Raw genomic sequence first — 17683 nt, forward strand, 5'->3', positions numbered from 1 at the left:
AACGTATCGAAACCTAAAGCCGCCGGTTCCGCTTCTCGTCCAGATAGATGTCCAGCGCGGCGATGGCGCGAATCAGGAACTTGATGAGGAGATAAAGAGCGTATAAGCCTAGAAGAATGAACAAGCCGTAAATGATGAAGAGAACGATCGGCAAAAAGCTCATGAGCGAAAAGACCGTCGATGGAGTTTCCATATTTCCTCCTAAAAGTCAGCTTGAATGGAGGCTTTCCTCGAAAGATGTGCCGAGGTCAACTTCGGGGCTTTCCATCCTCCGCAGCCTGTTCCAGCTCTTGCTCGATCTCGCGATTGATCGCATCGAGCTCGGGATGCCGAGCATCAGCCTCGTCGGCTGCCTCCCGGGCATCCGCTTCGGCTTCCATCGCTCGCTGAAGCTCGCGCTCCGCTAGTTCCTCAGGCCGCAGCAGGCCGAGCTTCTCCCGGATGGCGGTCAAGTCTTCCTGGAGCGACTTTGTTTTCTGATACAGGCTGAACGTCAGCACGATCAACACGATGAGCGCAACTCCCGTCATGCCGGACCTCTTGGCGACGCCGCGAGCAGGCTGCGCTGCTGACCGGCGTGCGAGCCGAAAATAACCGGGACCGCTTCCGGCTTTCGCCGGCGGCAAGTCGCTGCCTTGTTTCCATTGCCGATCGGCTCGCCAAGGGTTGAAGCTAAAGCGTCTTCCACAACGACCACCTCGTTTCGCTTGATCCAGCATACAGATTTTCCCTGTTATTGTAAAGATCCGCCCCCTCCCGAAGTCGGCACATAGAGAACGCTTCCCTTGCGCACGCTAACGGTCAAGCATGGCGATTCCCTCTCTTATTGCTTCTTTGTGTAAAAAAAGTTAGTTGCGCATCTTTAGTTATCGCTGTATACTGTGACTTATTCAGTAACAATTCATGTTCAAGGGAGAGATTATTTTCATGGCAAACGTTTTGTTCATCAAAGCCAACGACCGTCCATCCGAGCAGGCAGTTAGCGTACAAATGTACGATGCCTTCCTGGATTCCTATAAGAGCAACCATGCCGGCGACACGGTGACCGAGCTGGACCTGTACACGGAAATCCTTCCGTTCTACGGCAACACGGCGATGACCGCAATGTTCAAAGGCGCGCAAGGCATGGAGCTGACGGCCGACGAGCAGGAAGCGGCTGATCGCGTCAACCAATACGTCAACCAGTTCCTCGAAGCCGACAAAGTCGTCATCACCGTTCCGCTCTGGAACTATGCCGCACCGGCTCCGCTCATCAACTATGTCGCGTACATCGCTCAAGCCGGCAAGACGTTCCGCTACACGGCGAACGGTCCGGAAGGCCTGGCCAAAGGCAAAAAAGTCGTGCTGCTGAGCGCGCGCGGCGGCGTGTACTCCGAAGGTCCGATGGCGGACTTCGAAGCGGCGGTCCGTCCGCTCAAAGGCGCGTTCGGCCTGTTCGGCGCTGACGTGCAAGAGCTCGTCATCGAAGGCCACAACCAGTTCCGCGACCGCTCCGCCGACATCCTGCGCGAAGGTCTGGACAACGTGAAGGCTGTCGCAGCCGACTTCTAAGAGCCCGTTCAAACCGAAAAAGGAGGATCGCCATGCACGTCATGGAGGTCCTCCTTTTTTCCGCTCTTTTTGAAACCACTAGTGTCCCGATGCCTCCTCAACCACGATTTCGCATCCTAGCGGGCCGATTCGACGAAGGAATATGCCTTCGTGCTGTAAGGGGAGCGTCCGTTCAGGCGCGTATTTATTGCGGACCGGCAGGCGGGTAAGTCTGGAGCAGATGCTCGCGGGTCTGGACGATCAGCTTCTGCAAGATGCCCGGGTCGATATCGGCGAAACGGTTGATGTACAGGCAGCCTTTTCCCGCCGTGAACTTGCCGAGCTGCTGCAGCAGCTCCTCCCGGCCTTCGTGGCCGGACATCAGGTACAGGCTGGTCTTCGCCTTGCGGGGGGAGAAGCCGACGAGCGGCGCCTCTCCTTCATGACCGGAGGCATACTTGTACTGGTAGGAGCCGAAGCCGATGATGCTTGGCCCCCACATCTTCGCCTCCTGTCCGGTCGTTTCCGTGAACAGGTCCAGCAGCCGATAGGCATCCTCGCGCTTCTTCGGATTGTCTACGCTTTCGATGAATTCCAGCACGCTCGCTTCGGTTTGCTTCGTCTTCAGCTCGTAGGCCATGCTCCGCCTCCTTTTTTCTCCTTAGTATAGACCGAAAAAGGACTGCCCCGTAAGGGCAGTCCTTTTTTTGATTGCAGCAGGCTGCTGGAAACGCCTCGGCCCGCTACAGCCCGAGACGATCGGCCAGGTTCAGGATCGCTTGCGCGCTGTCCGCGCGGCTCGCGGATGCCGCCGGCGCGAAGCTGCCGTCGGCGCGGCCCTTGAGCAGGCCGAGCGAGAGCGCGGCCTGCACGTCCTTGGCCGCCCATGCGGAGACGCGGGCGAGGTCGCGGATGGCAGCCGGTGGAGCGGCAGCCTCCGCATCGGTCGCCTGCGCGCGATAGGCGCGCATCAGCATGAGCGCCATTTCCTCGCGGGTAATCGACGCATTCGGCTGGAACGTGCCGTCTCCCTTGCCGCTGACGATTCCGTGCTGGCGCGCCGCCTCTACCGCAGAGGCGTACCAGGCGCTGGACGGAACGTCCTTGAACGCGGCGCCGGCAGCCGGCATGTCCAGCTTGAGCGCTCTCGCCAGCATCGCGGCGAACTCCGCGCGGGTGACGGCCTTGGCCGGCGTGAACGTCGTGGTGCTCGTGCCGCTGACGATCTGCTTCGCCGACAGACGCTTCACGGCCGCCTCGGCCCAGTGGCCGGACAGGTCGGCGAACGTCTTGTCGACTTCAAGCGCTGCATAAAGGCTGAAGTGGCTCACGCTTGCCGTCAGGCGGCCGTTGTCCAGCTTGCCGCCGACGTATTCCGGCTGCTTGCCGGACAGGTAGTAGATGGCGGTCAGCTGCAAGCTGGCGCCGGACTCCAGCGCGAACGTCAGCTGGACCGGAGCGTCGAAGCGGTCGAGCGAGTATGTCTGGCCCGCCTTCGTCACGACGGCGAGGCTGAGCTCCACCGGCTGGCTGCCGAGCTTGACTCCGGCATCCAGCTTCGTCGCTGCTTGCGCGGCGGCCGCTGCCGAAGCGGCGGCATCCAGCTCGGCGGCTTGGAAGCGGAGGTAGGCGCCCTCCGCCTCTCCCGCCGGGATGAGCTTGGCCAGCTGCGCGAGCAGGGCGGACGGCAGCTGCACCGTCAGTCCGTCTCGCTTCAGCTCCAGCGGCTTCGAGCCGAGGACGGCGCTCGCGTCAAGCGGCAGGCGGACTTCCGCGATGCCGGCTTCGAGCGTGATGGACGCTGAGGCTTTCAGCGCATCCGCGGTCAGCTCAAGCGCGTTGTCCGGCTTGGCCGGAGAAGCGCTCGGAGCCGGGGTCGGCGTTGCCGGCGACGGGGTCGACGGATTCTCCGGCGATGGCGTCGGGGTCGGCGTCGGCGTTGCCGGCGATGGCGTCGGGTTCTCCGGCGATGGCGTCGGCGTTTTTTGGTTCGCCAGCACGACCGTGCCGCCATCCGCCATCGCTGGCAGCGAGAACGTCACTTTGCCGTCAGCGGACACCGCATAAGTCTTGCCGCCGTACAGATCCTTCACGCTGCTGCCTGCCGCGAACGGCACGTCGAGCGTAACTTCTTGCGCGGCGGTCTTGACGCCGATCGCCGTCACGAGCTGCTCGCCTTCATAGCGGTTAAGGAAGGCCATGTAGCCTTTGTCGTTGGAAGCCTCCAGGCTGACGCGCTCGCCTTTGGAATAGAGCTTCGAGTAATCGGCACGGATGCCGAGCAGCTTCTGGTAATGAGCCAGCAGCTTGGACTCGGACTCCACCTTGTCCCACGGCATGTCGCCGCGGTTCTGGCTGAACTCGCCGTTCTCGAACTTGCCGCCGTTCTTGCCCGAGCGACCGAGCTCCTCGCCATAGTAGACGACCGGCTGGCCCTTGGCCGTGATCTGCATGGCCGCGGCGGCCATCAGCTTGGCTTTGTCGCCTCCCACATACTCGCTGAGGAAGCCGTCCTCGTCATGGCTGCTCAGGAACTGCCCCATGACGCGCGTATTGTCGAGCTTGGCAGCGCGATCCGCCAGATAGGCGTCAGCCGCCTCTACGTTGCCTTCCACGAAGGCTTTCGCCTGGCCCTTGAAGCCGAAATCGAGCAAGCTGTCCATCTGGCCGCTCTGCAGCGTGCCTCCGTCGCTGTCGACGGTCGCGCCGAAGTATTCGCCGATCAACTTGAAGTCGGGATCAATGCGCGTCAGCTCGTTCTTGAATGCTTTCCACGTCGTATCCTCGACATGCTTGACCGTATCGACGCGGAAGTAGTCGATCGTGTCGCCGCGATCGGTCTTGGCGCGCTCCAGCCAGTCGGTCTGCCAGCGGATGACCTGGCTGCGGACCTGCGGGTTCTCCGTCAGGAAGTCCGGTAAGCCGGCCAGCTCGCCCTTGATCGCATCCGTGTTGGAAGACAGTCCGTCCGTGCGGAGCATGTCCGCGAAGCGGCCCTTGTCTGCCTGCGTCACGCCCGGATACTGGTCTCCCGGCTTCATGCCGTAGCCGGGATGGTTGAGCACGACGTCGACCATGATCTTGATGCCGCGGTCATGCGCCTCGTCGATGAGCTGCTTGAACGTGTCCAGGTCGCCCAGATGCTCGTCGAGCTTGGCAAAGTCCTTGGCCCAATAGCCGTGGTAGCCGTACTGGGTACCGCCGAAGTCAATGCCCTTGTTGAAGTCCACGTTGTCGACGATCGGAGTGATCCACAGCGTGTTGACGCCGAGATCCTCGATGTAGTCGAGCTTGTCGAGCAGCCCTTGGAAGTCGCCTCCGTGGTACGCTTCCGGATGCGTCTTGTCGACGCCGAAGTTGTTCGTCTCGTCGCCGTCCTTGAAGCGGTCCGTCAGCACGAAGTAGATGCGGGACTCGTCGAAGTCGAAGTCCAGCTTGCCGCCGGCCGACGTTTTCGCTTCGACGACCGCTTCTGTTTGCGTGACGTGATGGTTCCCATAGATGTCCACGAGCTCAACCGGGATCGCTTTCGTTCCGGCCTTCGTCGTATCCTTGACGGCGATTGCCTGCTCCATGATTTCGGTATCGAACTTGACCTTGGCCGGTCCGCCCAGCTCGCTCAGATCGAGCCAAGCTTCGCGGTAGGCGACCGGCTCGGACGACTCCGCCTTGACGGCCAGGATCGTTTCCGAACCGGACGACAGCTTGGATTCCACCGACGCAGCCAGCTTTACGGTCGGCTTGGCATAGGTGATGAACGACTTGCCGTCGACCGTGTTTTTCGGATCGCTGACGCGTGTCGTCTCGCCATCGATCGTTGCCTCGAAGGCATAGTCATGCGTCCCGATCGGAAGCTCCTTCATCGTATAGGAGAACAGCTCTTTCTTGGCGTCGTATTCCATCGGGTACGACTGTCCGGCGAAGTCGAGCTTCACCTCCTCCAAGCTGGAGAGGCGGTTTTCTTGGAAGAGCTTGTCGTTCCGATAATAGAACGTCGCGCCTCCATGATCCAGGTAAGGCCCGGTCACGACAGGCTTGATGTCAAGCGCGCGGACTTTCTCCGTCACGTTCACCTTGATGAAGCTCTCTCCCGGCGTCAGCGGGATGAAGCGGTCATCCGGGATGTCCAGCTTGCCGGTCGCCCAGTCCTGGCCTTTGCGCAGCACGAATCCGACTTGGGTCGCTTTCGGGTCGAGCTCGATGAGTGCGGTAGCCGTCTTGTTTTCAATAAAGCTGAATTTGATTTCCTCGTCTTTTACGCCAGTTCCCCACACCCAGATGTTCCAGTCCTCGAAGTCCTTGCCCTCGCGGATGTAATTGAACTGGAGGTAGCGCTTGCCCGGCTGTACGACGGGGCGTCCGTCCGTGCGTACGATGACCGCCGTCAGCGGCTGCAGCGTAATCGAGCCGGACTCCAACGCGTAGCCGCTCGGAGCGGATACGCCGGCTGTGGAAGCCTCGTCGTCGTCCGCGACGACCAGTCCGCCGGTCAGGTCCTCGGACAACGTCAGCTTCCGGGACTTGCTGTCGGCGTTGACGAAGACGTAGTAAGCGCCAGTGCCGTCGGTGGATCGCGTCTTGTACGCGATGACGAGATCCTGCTGCTGCACTTCCGGAATCTCAAGCAGCGTCACGTTGCGGTCCACCAGGTCTTTTTCGCCAAGGCGGAACGCGTCGCTGGACTGGCGCAGGCCGATGAGGCCTTTCGTATACTCGACCGTCTTGACGTTCTCGCCGTAGACGTCCGCGTTCGCCGTCTTGGCCCAGTGGAACTTGTTGATTGCGTCGGAGGCATCGTAGGAGTTGTGAATGAAGTCCGCAACCGTTTCGTCTCCAAAGGTAACGCGGTCATTTTCCCCTTCCGGAGTTCCTTCGCCCAGCCATTGCTTCGAACGGCCATATTCTTGTCCCGCATGCAGGAAGGCCGTTCCCTGCGACGTCAGCGTCAGCAGGTTGCCGAGACGGACGCGCTTCAGGATTTCCTCGTTGTTTTCCGGCACAGACGGGTTCTTCTTAATCGATTTCGCTATGATGTCGTACAACGGCAAGTTGTCATGCGCTTCAATGTATTGCACCATGTCGCCGGGGTCGTCCTGCTTCGTATTGCCGGCCTGAGCCTTGATGTTGTTGAAAATCGTCGTGATGCTGCGGGCTCCGCCCGTAATGAAGCGCGGCTCGCCCTCGCTGCCGAAGCCGGACTTCAGCTCGTTGCGGAACTCGTCGGAAAAGACGCCGACGTCGTCGGTCTTGTCCATCCAATCCTGATCCGCTCCTTGACCCGCCAGGTAAGGATCGGATTGGGCACCTTTGAAGGTTCTCCAGCCTTCGCCGATGAACAGCGCCTGCGGGTTGATTGCCGCGGCCGCATCATAGGCGTTCTGGATGGACTCGTAGGTCGCGTCGCCCATCATGTCGAAGCGCATGCCGTCGATCTTGTATTCGTCGAACCAGTATTTCACCGAGTCGACCATGAGCTTCTCGGCCATCTTGCGGTTGGTCGCCAGATTGTTTCCGAAGTCGCCGACGAAGCTGCCGTCAGGCTTTTGGAAGGCATAGTAGTTCGGCACGATGTCGTTCAGGATCTCCGACTTGGCCATATGCGTGTAGACGACGTCCAGGATGACCCCCATACCGGCGTCGTGGATCGCGTCGATCATCGCCTTCAGCTCGCGGACGCGCAGCTCGGGATCGGCCGAATTCTCGGAGTAAGCTCCGTCCGGGGAGAAGTAGCTGTGCGGATCGTAGCCCCAGTTGTACTCGTTGTTCTTGGCCGAGTAGGCGAGCTCGCGCTCCTTCATCGCCGCCTCGTCGCCGTAGTACCAGGCCATGACCGGCAGCAGCTGCACATGGGTCACGCCGAGCGACTTGATGTAGTCGACCTTCTGCTTGAAGGCGTCGAACGTGCCCCAAGTCGCTTCGTTCAGATCGCTCTCGACCGACGGGTCGGACGTGAAGTCGCGAACGTGGATCTCCCAGATGACCGCGTCCTCGCGCTTCTCGTAGCCGTCGATGTCGGCGAAGCCGTAGCCTTCCGGATCGGTGCCGGCCAGATCGACGATCGCCGCCTTGCCGATCGGATCGCCGTCCGCGCCGGTCTCGCCCTTCGTATTGACGTGGAACTCGGCCATCGACTTGGCGTACGGATCAAGCACGCGCTTCGCCACGCCGCCGTTGGTCACTTCATATTGGTAGAAATGATTCTTGAAATCCGCTACGCCGAGATCGCCCGGCTGGAGCTGGACCGACCAGACGCCGCGCTCGCCCTGGGTCAACGGCAGGGAGCCGATCTTGACGGTCGCATCGTCCGTGTCGTAGACGTTGACGGTGACGCTGGACGCCTTCGGCGCCCACAGCTTGAGCGTCGCTCCGCCTGCGGCGTAGGTCGCTCCTAGATCGTTGCCGTCGTAGGCGTATAGCTCGTCGACTTTTCGCCATTCGGCGAGCGAAGCGGAGACCGTCTTGCCTTCAAAAGAGACGGCCAGCGGAGCTTGGCCTTCCTCGTAAGAGGCGTTCAGCAGCAGCGAAGTCTCGCTTTGCTTCTCCGCCGAGACAATTTCGACAGCCTGTCCTTTACGATCTTTGACCGTCAGCCAGTCCCGGATCGCATCCAGATCCAACCCCTCCAGCTTGCTGAACTGAACGAGGATCTTCGAGCCGGGAAGCAGCTGCGCGTTCAGCAGATCCGGCAGCAGCGATGCCGTCGGCAGCTCGCCGTAGGGCGAGACATACACCTGATCGTCTCCTTGCTTCAGGAACAGGTGCTTGTACAGATGGGCATGGGCGAATTTCCGGTCCCCGCCATCCTTCGTTCCGTCCGCAGGCTTCATGGCGATGAGGCCGAGCGCTTTGGCGCCTGCTTTTACAGGGATATCGACGTAAGCGCCATAACGGTCGACTTGGCCCGCAGGGAATGCGATCGCGCCGGACGGCCAGCCGGAGGACGGGCTGGCCACCTCGTCGAACAGCCACAGTCCCCAGCCGTCATAGTCGCCTGCCGTACGCTGATAATGCACGCGCACCGTATCGGCCGGCAGCTCGGCCGGCTCGAAGCTATGTACTACATCGGAGCCTTGCTTCAGCCACACCTCGTTCATCGCCGGCGAGGCCAGCGCGAACTTCTTATCGCCGCCGTCCTTGTCGCCGCTGGCCGGCTTCATGACGACGAGGCCGACGTTCTTGGCGTCCGCCTTCAGCGGAATATCGACGTACGCTCCATATCCATCGGCCTGTCCGGCCGGGAAAAGCGTGCCGCCGTTCGGCCAGCCCGAAGACGGCTGGGCGACATCGTCGAACTGCCACAGCCCCCAGCCCTCATAGTTGCCGTCCGCGCGCTGGTAATGCACGCGCAGATGGCCCTCCGGCACCGGCGTCGCCGCCATGGCCTGAACGGCTGTATCACCGCCTGCCGCTTCGTTCGCCTGCGCAGGCAGCGCGCCGGAGAACAGGGACAGCAGCATCGCAAAGATCGCGGCGAAGGAAACGAACCGCTTCGTCGTAGCGCTCATCCTCATTTTCAACAAGACCCCCTCGAATGAATGACTGCTAAGACAATGACTTTAAAGCAAACGTTTGCATAAAACGGGAAAAAGAGACTCGCTCGTCCAAGAAACACGTGCGATTCACAGGACGGCAAGCATCGGCAACGAAATAAAGCGCTTACATAGAAAACGTTTGCACAACCTATTCTAGGGAAGGAGGGCTGACTCGTCAACCCTCTTTTATCCCCCTACTCCAGTCCTACCCCAAGCCCCTCCGTCAGCGCGCGGCGGTAGAAATCCCCCGCCAGCGCCAGATCGAAGATGCCGAGCCCCATCGGATTGAAAAAGATCGTCTCTCCGGCGAGCCGCGCCAGCGCGTCGCGGCAGACGGCGTCCGCCAGCGTCAGCGCGTCCGGCTCCGCCAGCAGCCCCGCCGCATGCAGCCGCTCGATGTCCGTATCCTCGCGGCATACCTGGCTCCAGTCGTCGACGAATGTGCGCAGGCCGGCGACGCTGTGCGGCTCGTAGTCCCGCAGCGACACATGCAGCAGCAGCGCTCCCTGCGGCGGCGGCTCGTCGATGTAGCGGCTCGGCGCGACCGTGCAGGTCGCGGTCACATCCGACTGCCGATATAGCTCCCGCCAGTCTGTCGTCGCCTCGACGCGGCCGATCATCTCCGGCGGGATGCTGTCCTCCGCGATGCCGCGCACGTCATGCAGCAGCACCCGCTCCAAGCGCGGCCCGAGCAGCGCCGCCGCCATGTCCAGATGCAGGCGGCCGATCGGCCCCCAGCCGATGACGCCGAGCGTGAAGCCCTTGCCGCCCGCCGGACGCAGCTTCGCGTACCGGCGCAGCATGGCGCCGCTGACCGCCGCCGCGCGCAGCCCGTTCAGCAGGTCGCTGCGCAGCACGGCGAGCGGCTCGCCCGTCGACGGATCGTTCAGCGCGATCAGGTTGCGGGCGCGCGGCAGCCCCCGCTGCGGGTTGCCGGGGAAGCCGGCGATCCACTTGATGCCGGCCAGCTCCGTGCTCCCGCCCAGATAGGCCGGAGTCGCGATGATCCGGTTCGGCGTGCCGGGAAAGCGCAGGTACCCCTTGAGCGGCGCGGCGCTGTCCCCGGCGTCCATCGCGCGCACCGCATCCTCGACCCGGTCCGCCAGCCGTTCCCAATCCCAGCCGAGCTGGCGGATATGTCCGTCGTTCAGGTAAAGCATCGCATCTCCTCCTCTGTCCTGCGCTTCCTGGCCTTCTCCCCGACCTTCTCGATGCCGACCGCCTCCTTGCCCATCAGACGCTCCGTCAAGGCGCGCCGTCCAGCTCCTCGTCCGGCTCCAGGCCGAGCTCGCGGCTCGCCCATCCGGCGTCGAACGCCGTATCGAGATAGCGGTCGCCCCGATCCGGCAGGATCGCCGCGACGACCGCTCCGGCAGGCAGGCTGCCGGCCATCCGGCGGATCGCGGCGACGACGCCGCCCGAGGAGGCTCCGGCGAGGATCGCCTCCCGCCTCAGCAGGCCGCGGCAGCCGCGCACGCAGTCGGCGTCGCTGACGCGCGCGACCTCGTCGGCCAGATCCGCGCGATGCAGCCCCGGCTCCAGCGCCGCCCCGAGCCCTGGAAAGCGCCGGACGCCGCTGCCCCCGCCGAACAGCGCGCTGCCCTGGGCGTCGACCGCGACGATCCGGGTCGGCCAGCCCCGGGCGCGAATGTAATCGGAGCAGCCTCGGATCGTGCCGCAGGAGCTGACGCCGCAGAACAGCCAGTCGACCTCCCCGAGCTCATCGGCGATCTCGGCCATCGTCGTGCGCTCATGCGCGGCGGCGTTGTCGGGATTGGCGTATTGATTTGTCCAGTAGGCTCCGGGGATGGACGCCCGCAGCTCCTGCACGCGGGCGATGCGCGCAGGCAAGAATTCGCCGGTCGCCGGATCGGGACGGCTCACCAGCTCGATCTCGCCGCCATAGGCGGCGATGAGCGACTTGTGCGTCTCGGTCGTGCGCGGGTCGACGACGCAGATGAAGCGCAGGCCCGCCTGCCGGCACAGCTGCGCGAGGCTGATGGCGAGATTGCCGGAGCTCGACTCGACGACCGCGCCGCCGGCACCCAGCTCCCCGCGCCGCATCGCCTCCTTCAGCATGTGGAGCGCGGCCCGGTCCTTGGCGCTGCCGCCCGGATTCATCCCTTCCAGCTTGGCATGCACCTCGAACGCCTCTCCGGCGAACAGCCGCGAGAGCCGCACGAGCGGCGTCCGCCCGATCGTCGACGCGATGCCTCCCTCCAGCTCCGGCCCCTGCATCACGACGACTCCCCTTCCCCGTAAAAAATCTTCTTGCGCTTGATCGGCCCGTCGGCCGCCTCGTCGCCAAGCCGCACCCTCCGCACCGCGATGCTCTCCAGCAAGCCGCTGCGGATCATCTCCCCGATCGCCGGGATGCGGGCCTCCACGTCCCGACCCGCCAGCTCCAGCTCCTCGTCGGAAGCGGACGGACTGTCGATGCCGATCGCCAGCCGGTTGCCCCGCATCTCGACGCGCAGCCGCGCGTCCGGCAGCCGGCGGCTGACCGCGTCCTCGATGTCGTACAGGCTGATCTTCTCGCCATGCTTGAGGTCGGGCCCGATGCGCTTGACGAGTCCGGCGAAGCTTTGTCGCAGCCGGCCGCCCGCGACAATCGGCCGCAGGTCGCGCACGACGTCGTAGGTGACGTAGCGAAGCGCCGGAAACGCCTCGCGCAGCGCGGAGGTAAGCACGAGCACCGTCTCGCCTTCCGGCAGCGGGTCCAGCCCGTCGCCAAGCGCTTCCGCAGGCACGCCCTCCGCGAGCAGCCCGTCGGCCAGCAGATAGCGGCCCTGCTCCGGGGAGTAGGAGGCGATCGTGCCGATCTCGATGGAGCCGTACGTATCGGCGACGTCGAGCTCGGTCAGGCCGAGCCGCGCCGCCGCCGCGTGCCGCCAGCCGGGCGAGGCCAGCTCGCCGACGAGCAGCACGCGCCGGATGCCGAGCTCCGCCGTCCGGTCGGCCGACGCCAGGATGCGGTCGAGGATCGACGGCATCGTGTAGAGCACGTCCGGACGCAGCCGCTCCAGCGCAGATACATGCTCCGCGATCGGCAGCTGGAACGGCAGCGTCTCGACCGAGAGGCCGAGCTCGCGGAACACCTCGCCCGCCGTCGCTTCGGCATGGCCCGTTCCCATGTCGGAGACGGCCGTCCGCCACTCGCCGCCGGCCAGCAGCTCGCGGAACACGTCCAGCTTGACGCGCAGGTAATCCGCCTCGTCCTGCGGCGTGTAGTAGATCGCCTTGCGCCGGCCCGAGCTCGTGCCGGACGTGCGGTAGACGTTCAGTCCCGCCTGCTCGGCGAGCGGATTGCCGTCCGTGTAGTAATGCCGCTCCAGCGCCGCCGCCGTCAGCAGCGGCAAGCCTTTCAGCAGCAGAAGCGACTCCGCCAGCTCCTCGGCAGAAGCAGCCGCGGATAGACGGCCGTCGCCGGCTCCATCCACAGCGTCGGCCGCCTCGGCCGCGGCCTCCGTCCCTTCCTCTTGCGACGACGCTTCGCCGGCAGCACCGGCAGCCGCCCCCTCCGACGACGCTCCGCCCGCAGCACCGGCAGCCGACCCTTCCGACGACGCTCCGCCGGCAGCACCGGCAGCCGACCCTTCCGGCGACGCTCCGCCGGCAGCACCGGCAGCCGCCCCTTCCGACGACGCTTCGGTTGAATCCGCTGCTTGGTTCCCCGATGGTCCATCAGCCTCCGCCAGCCCGTCGATCCACGGAAAGCTCCGGCGCAGCCGTCCGATCGCCGCGCTCCACTCCGCTGCCCGCATCGCTTCGCCTCCTCTTGTCGGCGGAGTCGATTCCGCCCATCGCAATACCGTATGCCATCGCGGCGCGGCAGGTGCGCCTCCCGCCGTCTCTAGCCTCCAGCCCCTATGCACGCAGGTTCCAGACCCGTGCAGACCCGTTGCCGCTTCGACCGAAGCCGGTTTTCTGCTCTTCCGAGGGACCTATGCTATGCATTTCCCTCTCCTGCCAACGACTGCTCAGACGCTTAAAGTCCCTTTTATCGCTTCTCCAAACTTCTAACGACGAGTCAGGCGCTTAAACTAGCCTCCAGCCTCTTCCCGCATGTTTTTTCGGCGTTTTGGCATGGCTAAGCCCATCACGCGCCGTTAGATTTGCGGGCTGCCCCCGCTGGGGGTTCTAACGATCTGATTCGTCGTCAGCTGCTCTGATTCGTCGTCAGCCGATCTGATTCGTCGTCAGCTGCTCTGATTCGTCGTTAGCCGATCTTATTCGTCGTCAGCCCCCGTTCACGCCGCGACCGGACAACCCGCCCGCCCTCCCTCCCTGATCCTCCATCGATCCGCGCCCAGTCGCCCGCCGCGCCTCGCCCATACACTGGAACCATCCCTCCAGCGAAAGGAGCTAGCGGCATGTCTAGCGGTGAAAGCGGCGGCGACGCCACCCGGCGGTCCGTCGCCAGCAAGATGGAGAAGACGCAGCGGCTGCTCCAGCACGCGGAGCTCGCCAAGTCCGTGCCCGCGACGCGCTGGCTGAGCGAGGAGTCGCTCGCGGAGATGCTCCGCAAGCACCGCATGGTGTACGTGAAGCCCGACGTCGGCCGGATGGGCATCGGCGTCATGCGCGTCGAGCGCACCGCCAGCGGCTGGGCCTACCAGAGCGGCGAGACGGTGCGCCGCTTCGCGACCCGCAGCGGCCTGTACCGCTCGCTCGCCAAGCGGATCGGCGAGACGCCCTACCTCGTGCAGCGGGGCATCCGCATGCTGGAGCATGAAGGGCGTCCGTTCGACTTCCGCCTCATGATCCAGCAGGGCGAATCCGGCGCATGGGCCTGCAACGGCACAGCAGGGCGCGTCGCCCACCCCGCCAAGATCGTCAGCAACGGCAGCCAAGGCGGCACGATCTTCGAGCCGAGGCGGCTGCTCGAGCCCGCCTTCGGCAAGTCGGAGGCCGAGGCGCTGCGGCGGCGCATGGACCGGATCGCGCTGCAGACGGCAGGCGAGCTCGGCCGATCGTATCCGGCGCTGCGCGAGCTCGGACTCGACCTTGCGGTCGACAAGAGCGGCAAGCCGTGGATTCTCGAGGTGAACACGCGCCCCGATCCGTGCCCGTTCACCAAGCTCGACGATCCGGCGATCATCCGGCGCATCGTCGAGTACGGCAAAGGCTACGGCCGCCGCTACAAGCTGATCTGCAACAAAGCGAAAAAAGCGCCCTGAGGGGGCGCTTTCGTTCGTTCGCATGTGAAAAGGGCATCGCGGCTGCGCGCCCCGATCACCGCCGGGTCCGCTCCCGGCATTTCCTGCGGGCATGACGTCTGCGCGCCTCCGCCCGCACCGCCGGGTCTGCTCCGCGTTAAACCCTCGAAGCATCTACCTGCTTCATTTGATGCCGGAGATGTTGTAGTTCTCGATGATCTGCCGCTGGAAAAAGATGAAGATGACCATGATCGGCAGCACCATGAACGCCGCTCCCGCCATCTGCAGGGCGAAGTTCGTGCCGTGCTGCCCCTTGAGCAGCTGCAGGCCGACCGAGAGCGTGTACAGCTTCTCGTCGTTGGCGATGATGAGCGGCCACAGGAAGCTGTTCCAGCCGCCGATGAACGTCAGGATCGCCTGCACGGCGAGGATCGGCTTGGACATCGGCAGCACGACCTGCGCGAACAGCCGGTACTCGCTCGCGCCATCGAGGCGCGTCGCCTCCATGATCTCCTCCGGCAGCGTGCTCATGAACTGACGGAACAGGAAGATGCCGAACGCGCTCGTGAAGCCGGGCAGCACGATGCCGAGCATCGTGTTGGTCAGTCCGGCGCCGTTCAGGATGAGATAGACCGGGATCATCGTGACCTGGCCGGGAATCATCATCGTGGCGAGCACGAGCAGGAACAGCTTCTCCCGCCCCTTGAACCGATACTTGGCGAAGCCGAAGCCGGCCATCGCGTTCAGCAGCAACCCGACGAACGAGAACAGCGTGATGAGCAGCGTGTTGCTCAAGTAGGTGCCGAAGTCCATCTCCGTGAACAGCCGGGAAAAGTTGTCCCAGGTGAACGCCTCCGGCCAGAGCGTCGGCGGGATGCGCTTGATCTCGCCCTCGGTCTTGAAAGCGGACAGCACCATCCAGACGAACGGCAGCACCATGGCGATGCCGAATACGGTCAGCACGATGCCGGCGGCCCACTGCGAGAGCCTTCCTCTCGGAGCGGCCGCGGCCGGCTTGCGGGTCGTCGCTTGTTTCATGTGAGCCTCCTCCTATTCCTCGGCTTGCTTCCGCTGCAGCCGCAGCTGCACCATCGTGACGGCGATGATGAGGAAGAACAGTACGAACGAGCCGGCGGCCGCATAGCCGAAGTGGCTGTACTGGAAGCCGTTCTGGTAGATGAACAGCGCGGCCGAGACGGTGCCGTTCAGCGGTCCGCCCTCGGTCATGACGAAGGGCTCCTCGAAAAATTGCAGCCAGCCGATCATCGTCGTGACGGTCACGAAGAAGATCGCGAAGCGCATCATCGGCAGCGTGATCCGCGTCAGCTGCTGCCAGCCGCTCGCTCCGTCGAGCTGCGCCGCTTCATAATAGGAGCGGTCGATGCCCTGCAGCGCGGCGATGAAAATAATCATGTTCAGTCCGATGCTCCGCCAGAGCGCCAGCAGGATGAGCGACAGCTTGGCGATCGTCGGCTCGGTCAGCCACGGCACCTTGTCGAAGCCGATCGACGTCAGGATGAAGTTGAACAGCCCGATGCCCGGGTTGTACAGGTAGCTCCAGACGACGGCGACGGCGACGACGTTGGTCACCGAGGGCAGATAGTAGACGACGCGGAACACCTTGAACAGCCGCGAGCGGCCGAAATGGATGAGCAGCGCCACGCCGAGCGAGCAGGCGATGACGAGCGGCACGCCGATGACGACGTAAAAGAGCGTGTTGCGCAGCGCCAGCAGGAACACCGGATCGCCCAGCACGTCGGCGTAGTTGGTCAGGCCGACGAACGAAATGGACGAGTAGTCGGCCAGTCCCGCAAGGTCCATGTCGGTCAAGCTGATGCCCAGGGCGACGAGGATCGGCAGCAGCGAGAACACCGCCAGCAGGAGCAGCGTCGGTCCGATGAATACGTACGGCGCGGCTTTGGAGGAACCCTTCATACACTCACTTCCTTTGCAAGTCGTGGCCGCTCATGACGGCAGGCGGTGGCCGAAAGCGGACCGGATCCGCCTCCGGCCGCCGCCGCGGCCCCTTCGCTCTACTTGTCGAGCAGCTTCTGGGATTGCTCGTTGAACGCCTTCAGCTTCGCATCCAGGTCCGCGTTCGCCCGGTAGATTTCTTCGAACGTCTGCAGGAAGTTCTGCGAGATGTTGTCCCACGGCTTGACGAGCGGCATCGGCTCGGCGTTCTCCAGCTGCTCGCCGACGACCGCCATGTTCGGATCGCCGCTCAGCTGCGGGTCTTCCCAAGCCTTCCGATTGGCCGGCAGCTCGCCGGTCTGCTTCATCCACTCCAGCTGGTTCTCCGGCTTGCTCAGGAACGCGATGAACTTCATCGACTCCTGCTTCTGCTTGCTGAAGCCGAATACGGTCAGGTTCGAGCCGCCGAGCGAGCTCATGTTGTTCTCCTTGGAAGGCAGCACCGCGGTCGCCCACTTACCCTCGATGTCGGGAACCTGATCCCGGATCGTTTTTATCATCCACGGGCCGCTGATGAACATCGGCACCATGCCGTCGCCGCCGAACGTCTGCGACGTATCGAGTCCGAGGTCGACCGGCGCGTAGCCGTTTTTGAAGTAGCCGTCCAAGTAGGCGACCGTATCGCGGAACGCCGGCTGGTCGAACTGCGCCTTGCCGTCCTCGATCAGCTTCGAGCCGTTCTGGCGGGCGAACATGAAGTTCAGCGTCGGCTCCTTCGGATCGAGGCCGATGCCGTACTTGTCCTTGCCGCGCTCGGTCAGCTTCTTGGAGGCGTCGAGCAGCTCGTCCCACGTCTTCGGCGCCTGGTCGTAGCCGACCGACTGGAGCACGTCCGTGCGGTAGAACAGGATGCGCGTCTCGGCCAGCCATGGCACGCCGACCGTCTTGCCGTCGAACTGGGTGGAGGTGACCGTGCCGTCGAAGAAGTTGTCCGCGGCAAGCTCCGGATAGTCGGCCAGGTCGCCGGTCAGGTCGGCCAGCGCGCCGGCCGCGGCGAACTCCGGCATCCACGTCGTGCCCATCTGCAGCACGTCGGGCCCTTTCTTGGACGCGACGGCCGTCAGCAGCTTGTCGTGCGCGCTGCCCCACGGGATGGCCTGCACCTTGATCGAGACGTCCGGATTCTCCTTGGAATAGGCTTCCGCCATCTGCTCCATCGGCTTGCTGCTGTCTCCCATCGCCCATACGTTCAGCACGGTCTTGCCGCCCTCCGCGCCGTCTCCTCCGGACGAGCAGCCTGCCAGCGTTCCTCCCGCCAGCATCGCCGCGGCGAGCGCCGTTCCGATTTTTTTCTTGTCCATTTCGCCATATCCTCCCCTGGTTTCGGTTGCCCCTCGGTATCGGTGAAACGTTTCGAATTGAATTATAGATCAAAATGAAATCGCATTCAAGCCCTCCTGCTGAAACAATTTTTTCTTCATTAATGCCGAAGAGGGAGCTTGAATGGCATGGAAACGGTCTCCGATCTTCGTTTGACTTCTTTTACTG

At 63.7% G+C, this 17683-nt stretch carries 11 protein-coding genes and 1 pseudogene; 2 read left to right on the plus strand and 10 right to left on the minus strand.

Annotated features, from left to right (window positions below; all coding sequences use genetic code 11):
* Window positions 1-13 precede the first annotated feature (13 nt).
* Window positions 14-193, minus strand: a complete 180-nt coding sequence (locus HGI30_RS17380; protein ID WP_168905841.1) for a hypothetical protein — start codon at window positions 191-193, stop codon at window positions 14-16.
* A 55-nt stretch (window positions 194-248) separates the two neighbouring features.
* On the minus strand, window positions 249-719 hold the full coding sequence (locus HGI30_RS17385; protein ID WP_168908709.1) for a hypothetical protein: 471 nt from the start codon (window positions 717-719) through the stop codon (window positions 249-251).
* A gap of 208 nt (window positions 720-927) precedes the next feature.
* Here HGI30_RS17385 and HGI30_RS17390 point away from each other — a divergent pair, with 208 nt between their 5' ends.
* A complete protein-coding gene (locus HGI30_RS17390; protein ID WP_168908710.1) occupies window positions 928-1551 on the plus strand; it encodes an FMN-dependent NADH-azoreductase in 624 nt (207 codons plus the stop codon).
* Window positions 1552-1735: 184 nt separating this feature from the next.
* Here HGI30_RS17390 and HGI30_RS17395 read toward each other — a convergent pair whose 3' ends face one another.
* The 5 genes and pseudogenes from HGI30_RS17395 to HGI30_RS17415 form a co-directional block, all read right to left on the minus strand.
* Window positions 1736-2170 (minus strand): DUF1801 domain-containing protein, encoded by a 435-nt coding sequence (locus tag HGI30_RS17395; protein ID WP_168908711.1) that lies wholly within the window; start codon window positions 2168-2170, stop codon window positions 1736-1738.
* A 103-nt stretch (window positions 2171-2273) separates the two neighbouring features.
* A pseudogene (locus tag HGI30_RS17400) lies at window positions 2274-8945 on the minus strand (pullulanase); the annotation flags it as partial.
* A gap of 311 nt (window positions 8946-9256) precedes the next feature.
* Entirely contained in the window at window positions 9257-10222 is a 966-nt protein-coding gene (locus tag HGI30_RS17405; RefSeq protein ID WP_168908713.1) for a 2,3-diaminopropionate biosynthesis protein SbnB, read from the minus strand.
* Window positions 10223-10307: 85 nt separating this feature from the next.
* Window positions 10308-11300, minus strand: coding sequence for a 2,3-diaminopropionate biosynthesis protein SbnA (gene sbnA / locus HGI30_RS17410; RefSeq protein ID WP_168909944.1), 993 nt, complete (start codon window positions 11298-11300; stop codon window positions 10308-10310).
* Window positions 11300-12826: a phenylacetate--CoA ligase family protein gene (locus HGI30_RS17415; RefSeq protein ID WP_168908714.1), complete on the minus strand. Its 1527-nt coding sequence runs from the start codon at window positions 12824-12826 to the stop codon at window positions 11300-11302. Before HGI30_RS17415 ends, sbnA begins: the two co-directional genes overlap by 1 nt.
* 609 nt (window positions 12827-13435) lie before the next feature.
* Here HGI30_RS17415 and HGI30_RS17420 point away from each other — a divergent pair.
* On the plus strand, window positions 13436-14242 hold the full coding sequence (locus HGI30_RS17420) for a YheC/YheD family protein (protein WP_168908715.1): 807 nt from the start codon (window positions 13436-13438) through the stop codon (window positions 14240-14242).
* Between the two features lie 162 nt (window positions 14243-14404).
* Here HGI30_RS17420 and HGI30_RS17425 read toward each other — a convergent pair whose 3' ends face one another.
* From HGI30_RS17425 to HGI30_RS17435, 3 genes are all read right to left on the minus strand, one after another.
* Window positions 14405-15259, minus strand: a complete 855-nt coding sequence (locus tag HGI30_RS17425; protein ID WP_168908716.1) for a carbohydrate ABC transporter permease — start codon at window positions 15257-15259, stop codon at window positions 14405-14407.
* 12 nt (window positions 15260-15271) lie between these two features.
* Window positions 15272-16156 (minus strand): carbohydrate ABC transporter permease, encoded by an 885-nt coding sequence (locus HGI30_RS17430; RefSeq protein ID WP_168908717.1) that lies wholly within the window; start codon window positions 16154-16156, stop codon window positions 15272-15274.
* 98 nt (window positions 16157-16254) lie between these two features.
* Window positions 16255-17496, minus strand: a complete 1242-nt coding sequence (locus HGI30_RS17435; RefSeq protein ID WP_168908718.1) for a sugar ABC transporter substrate-binding protein — start codon at window positions 17494-17496, stop codon at window positions 16255-16257.
* Window positions 17497-17683 lie beyond the last annotated feature (187 nt).

The organism is Paenibacillus albicereus (assembly GCF_012676905.1).
In the GTDB taxonomy this organism is placed as follows: domain Bacteria; phylum Bacillota; class Bacilli; order Paenibacillales; family Paenibacillaceae; genus Paenibacillus_O; species Paenibacillus_O albicereus.

What these genes read in the sequence shown, in the direction of transcription:
- HGI30_RS17380 (WP_168905841.1), bottom strand. Translation starts at nt 193, where the DNA reads ATGGAAACTCCATCGACGGTCTTTTCGCTCATGAGCTTTTTGCCGATC.
- HGI30_RS17385 (WP_168908709.1), bottom strand. Translation starts at nt 719, where the DNA reads ATGCTGGATCAAGCGAAACGAGGTGGTCGTTGTGGAAGACGCTTTAGC.
- HGI30_RS17390 (WP_168908710.1), top strand. Translation starts at nt 928, where the DNA reads ATGGCAAACGTTTTGTTCATCAAAGCCAACGACCGTCCATCCGAGCAG.
- HGI30_RS17395 (WP_168908711.1), bottom strand. Translation starts at nt 2,170, where the DNA reads ATGGCCTACGAGCTGAAGACGAAGCAAACCGAAGCGAGCGTGCTGGAA.
- HGI30_RS17405 (WP_168908713.1), bottom strand. Translation starts at nt 10,222, where the DNA reads ATGCTTTACCTGAACGACGGACATATCCGCCAGCTCGGCTGGGATTGG.
- sbnA (WP_168909944.1), bottom strand. Translation starts at nt 11,300, where the DNA reads ATGCAGGGGCCGGAGCTGGAGGGAGGCATCGCGTCGACGATCGGGCGG.
- HGI30_RS17415 (WP_168908714.1), bottom strand. Translation starts at nt 12,826, where the DNA reads ATGCGGGCAGCGGAGTGGAGCGCGGCGATCGGACGGCTGCGCCGGAGC.
- HGI30_RS17420 (WP_168908715.1), top strand. Translation starts at nt 13,436, where the DNA reads ATGTCTAGCGGTGAAAGCGGCGGCGACGCCACCCGGCGGTCCGTCGCC.
- HGI30_RS17425 (WP_168908716.1), bottom strand. Translation starts at nt 15,259, where the DNA reads ATGAAACAAGCGACGACCCGCAAGCCGGCCGCGGCCGCTCCGAGAGGA.
- HGI30_RS17430 (WP_168908717.1), bottom strand. Translation starts at nt 16,156, where the DNA reads ATGAAGGGTTCCTCCAAAGCCGCGCCGTACGTATTCATCGGACCGACG.
- HGI30_RS17435 (WP_168908718.1), bottom strand. Translation starts at nt 17,496, where the DNA reads ATGGACAAGAAAAAAATCGGAACGGCGCTCGCCGCGGCGATGCTGGCG.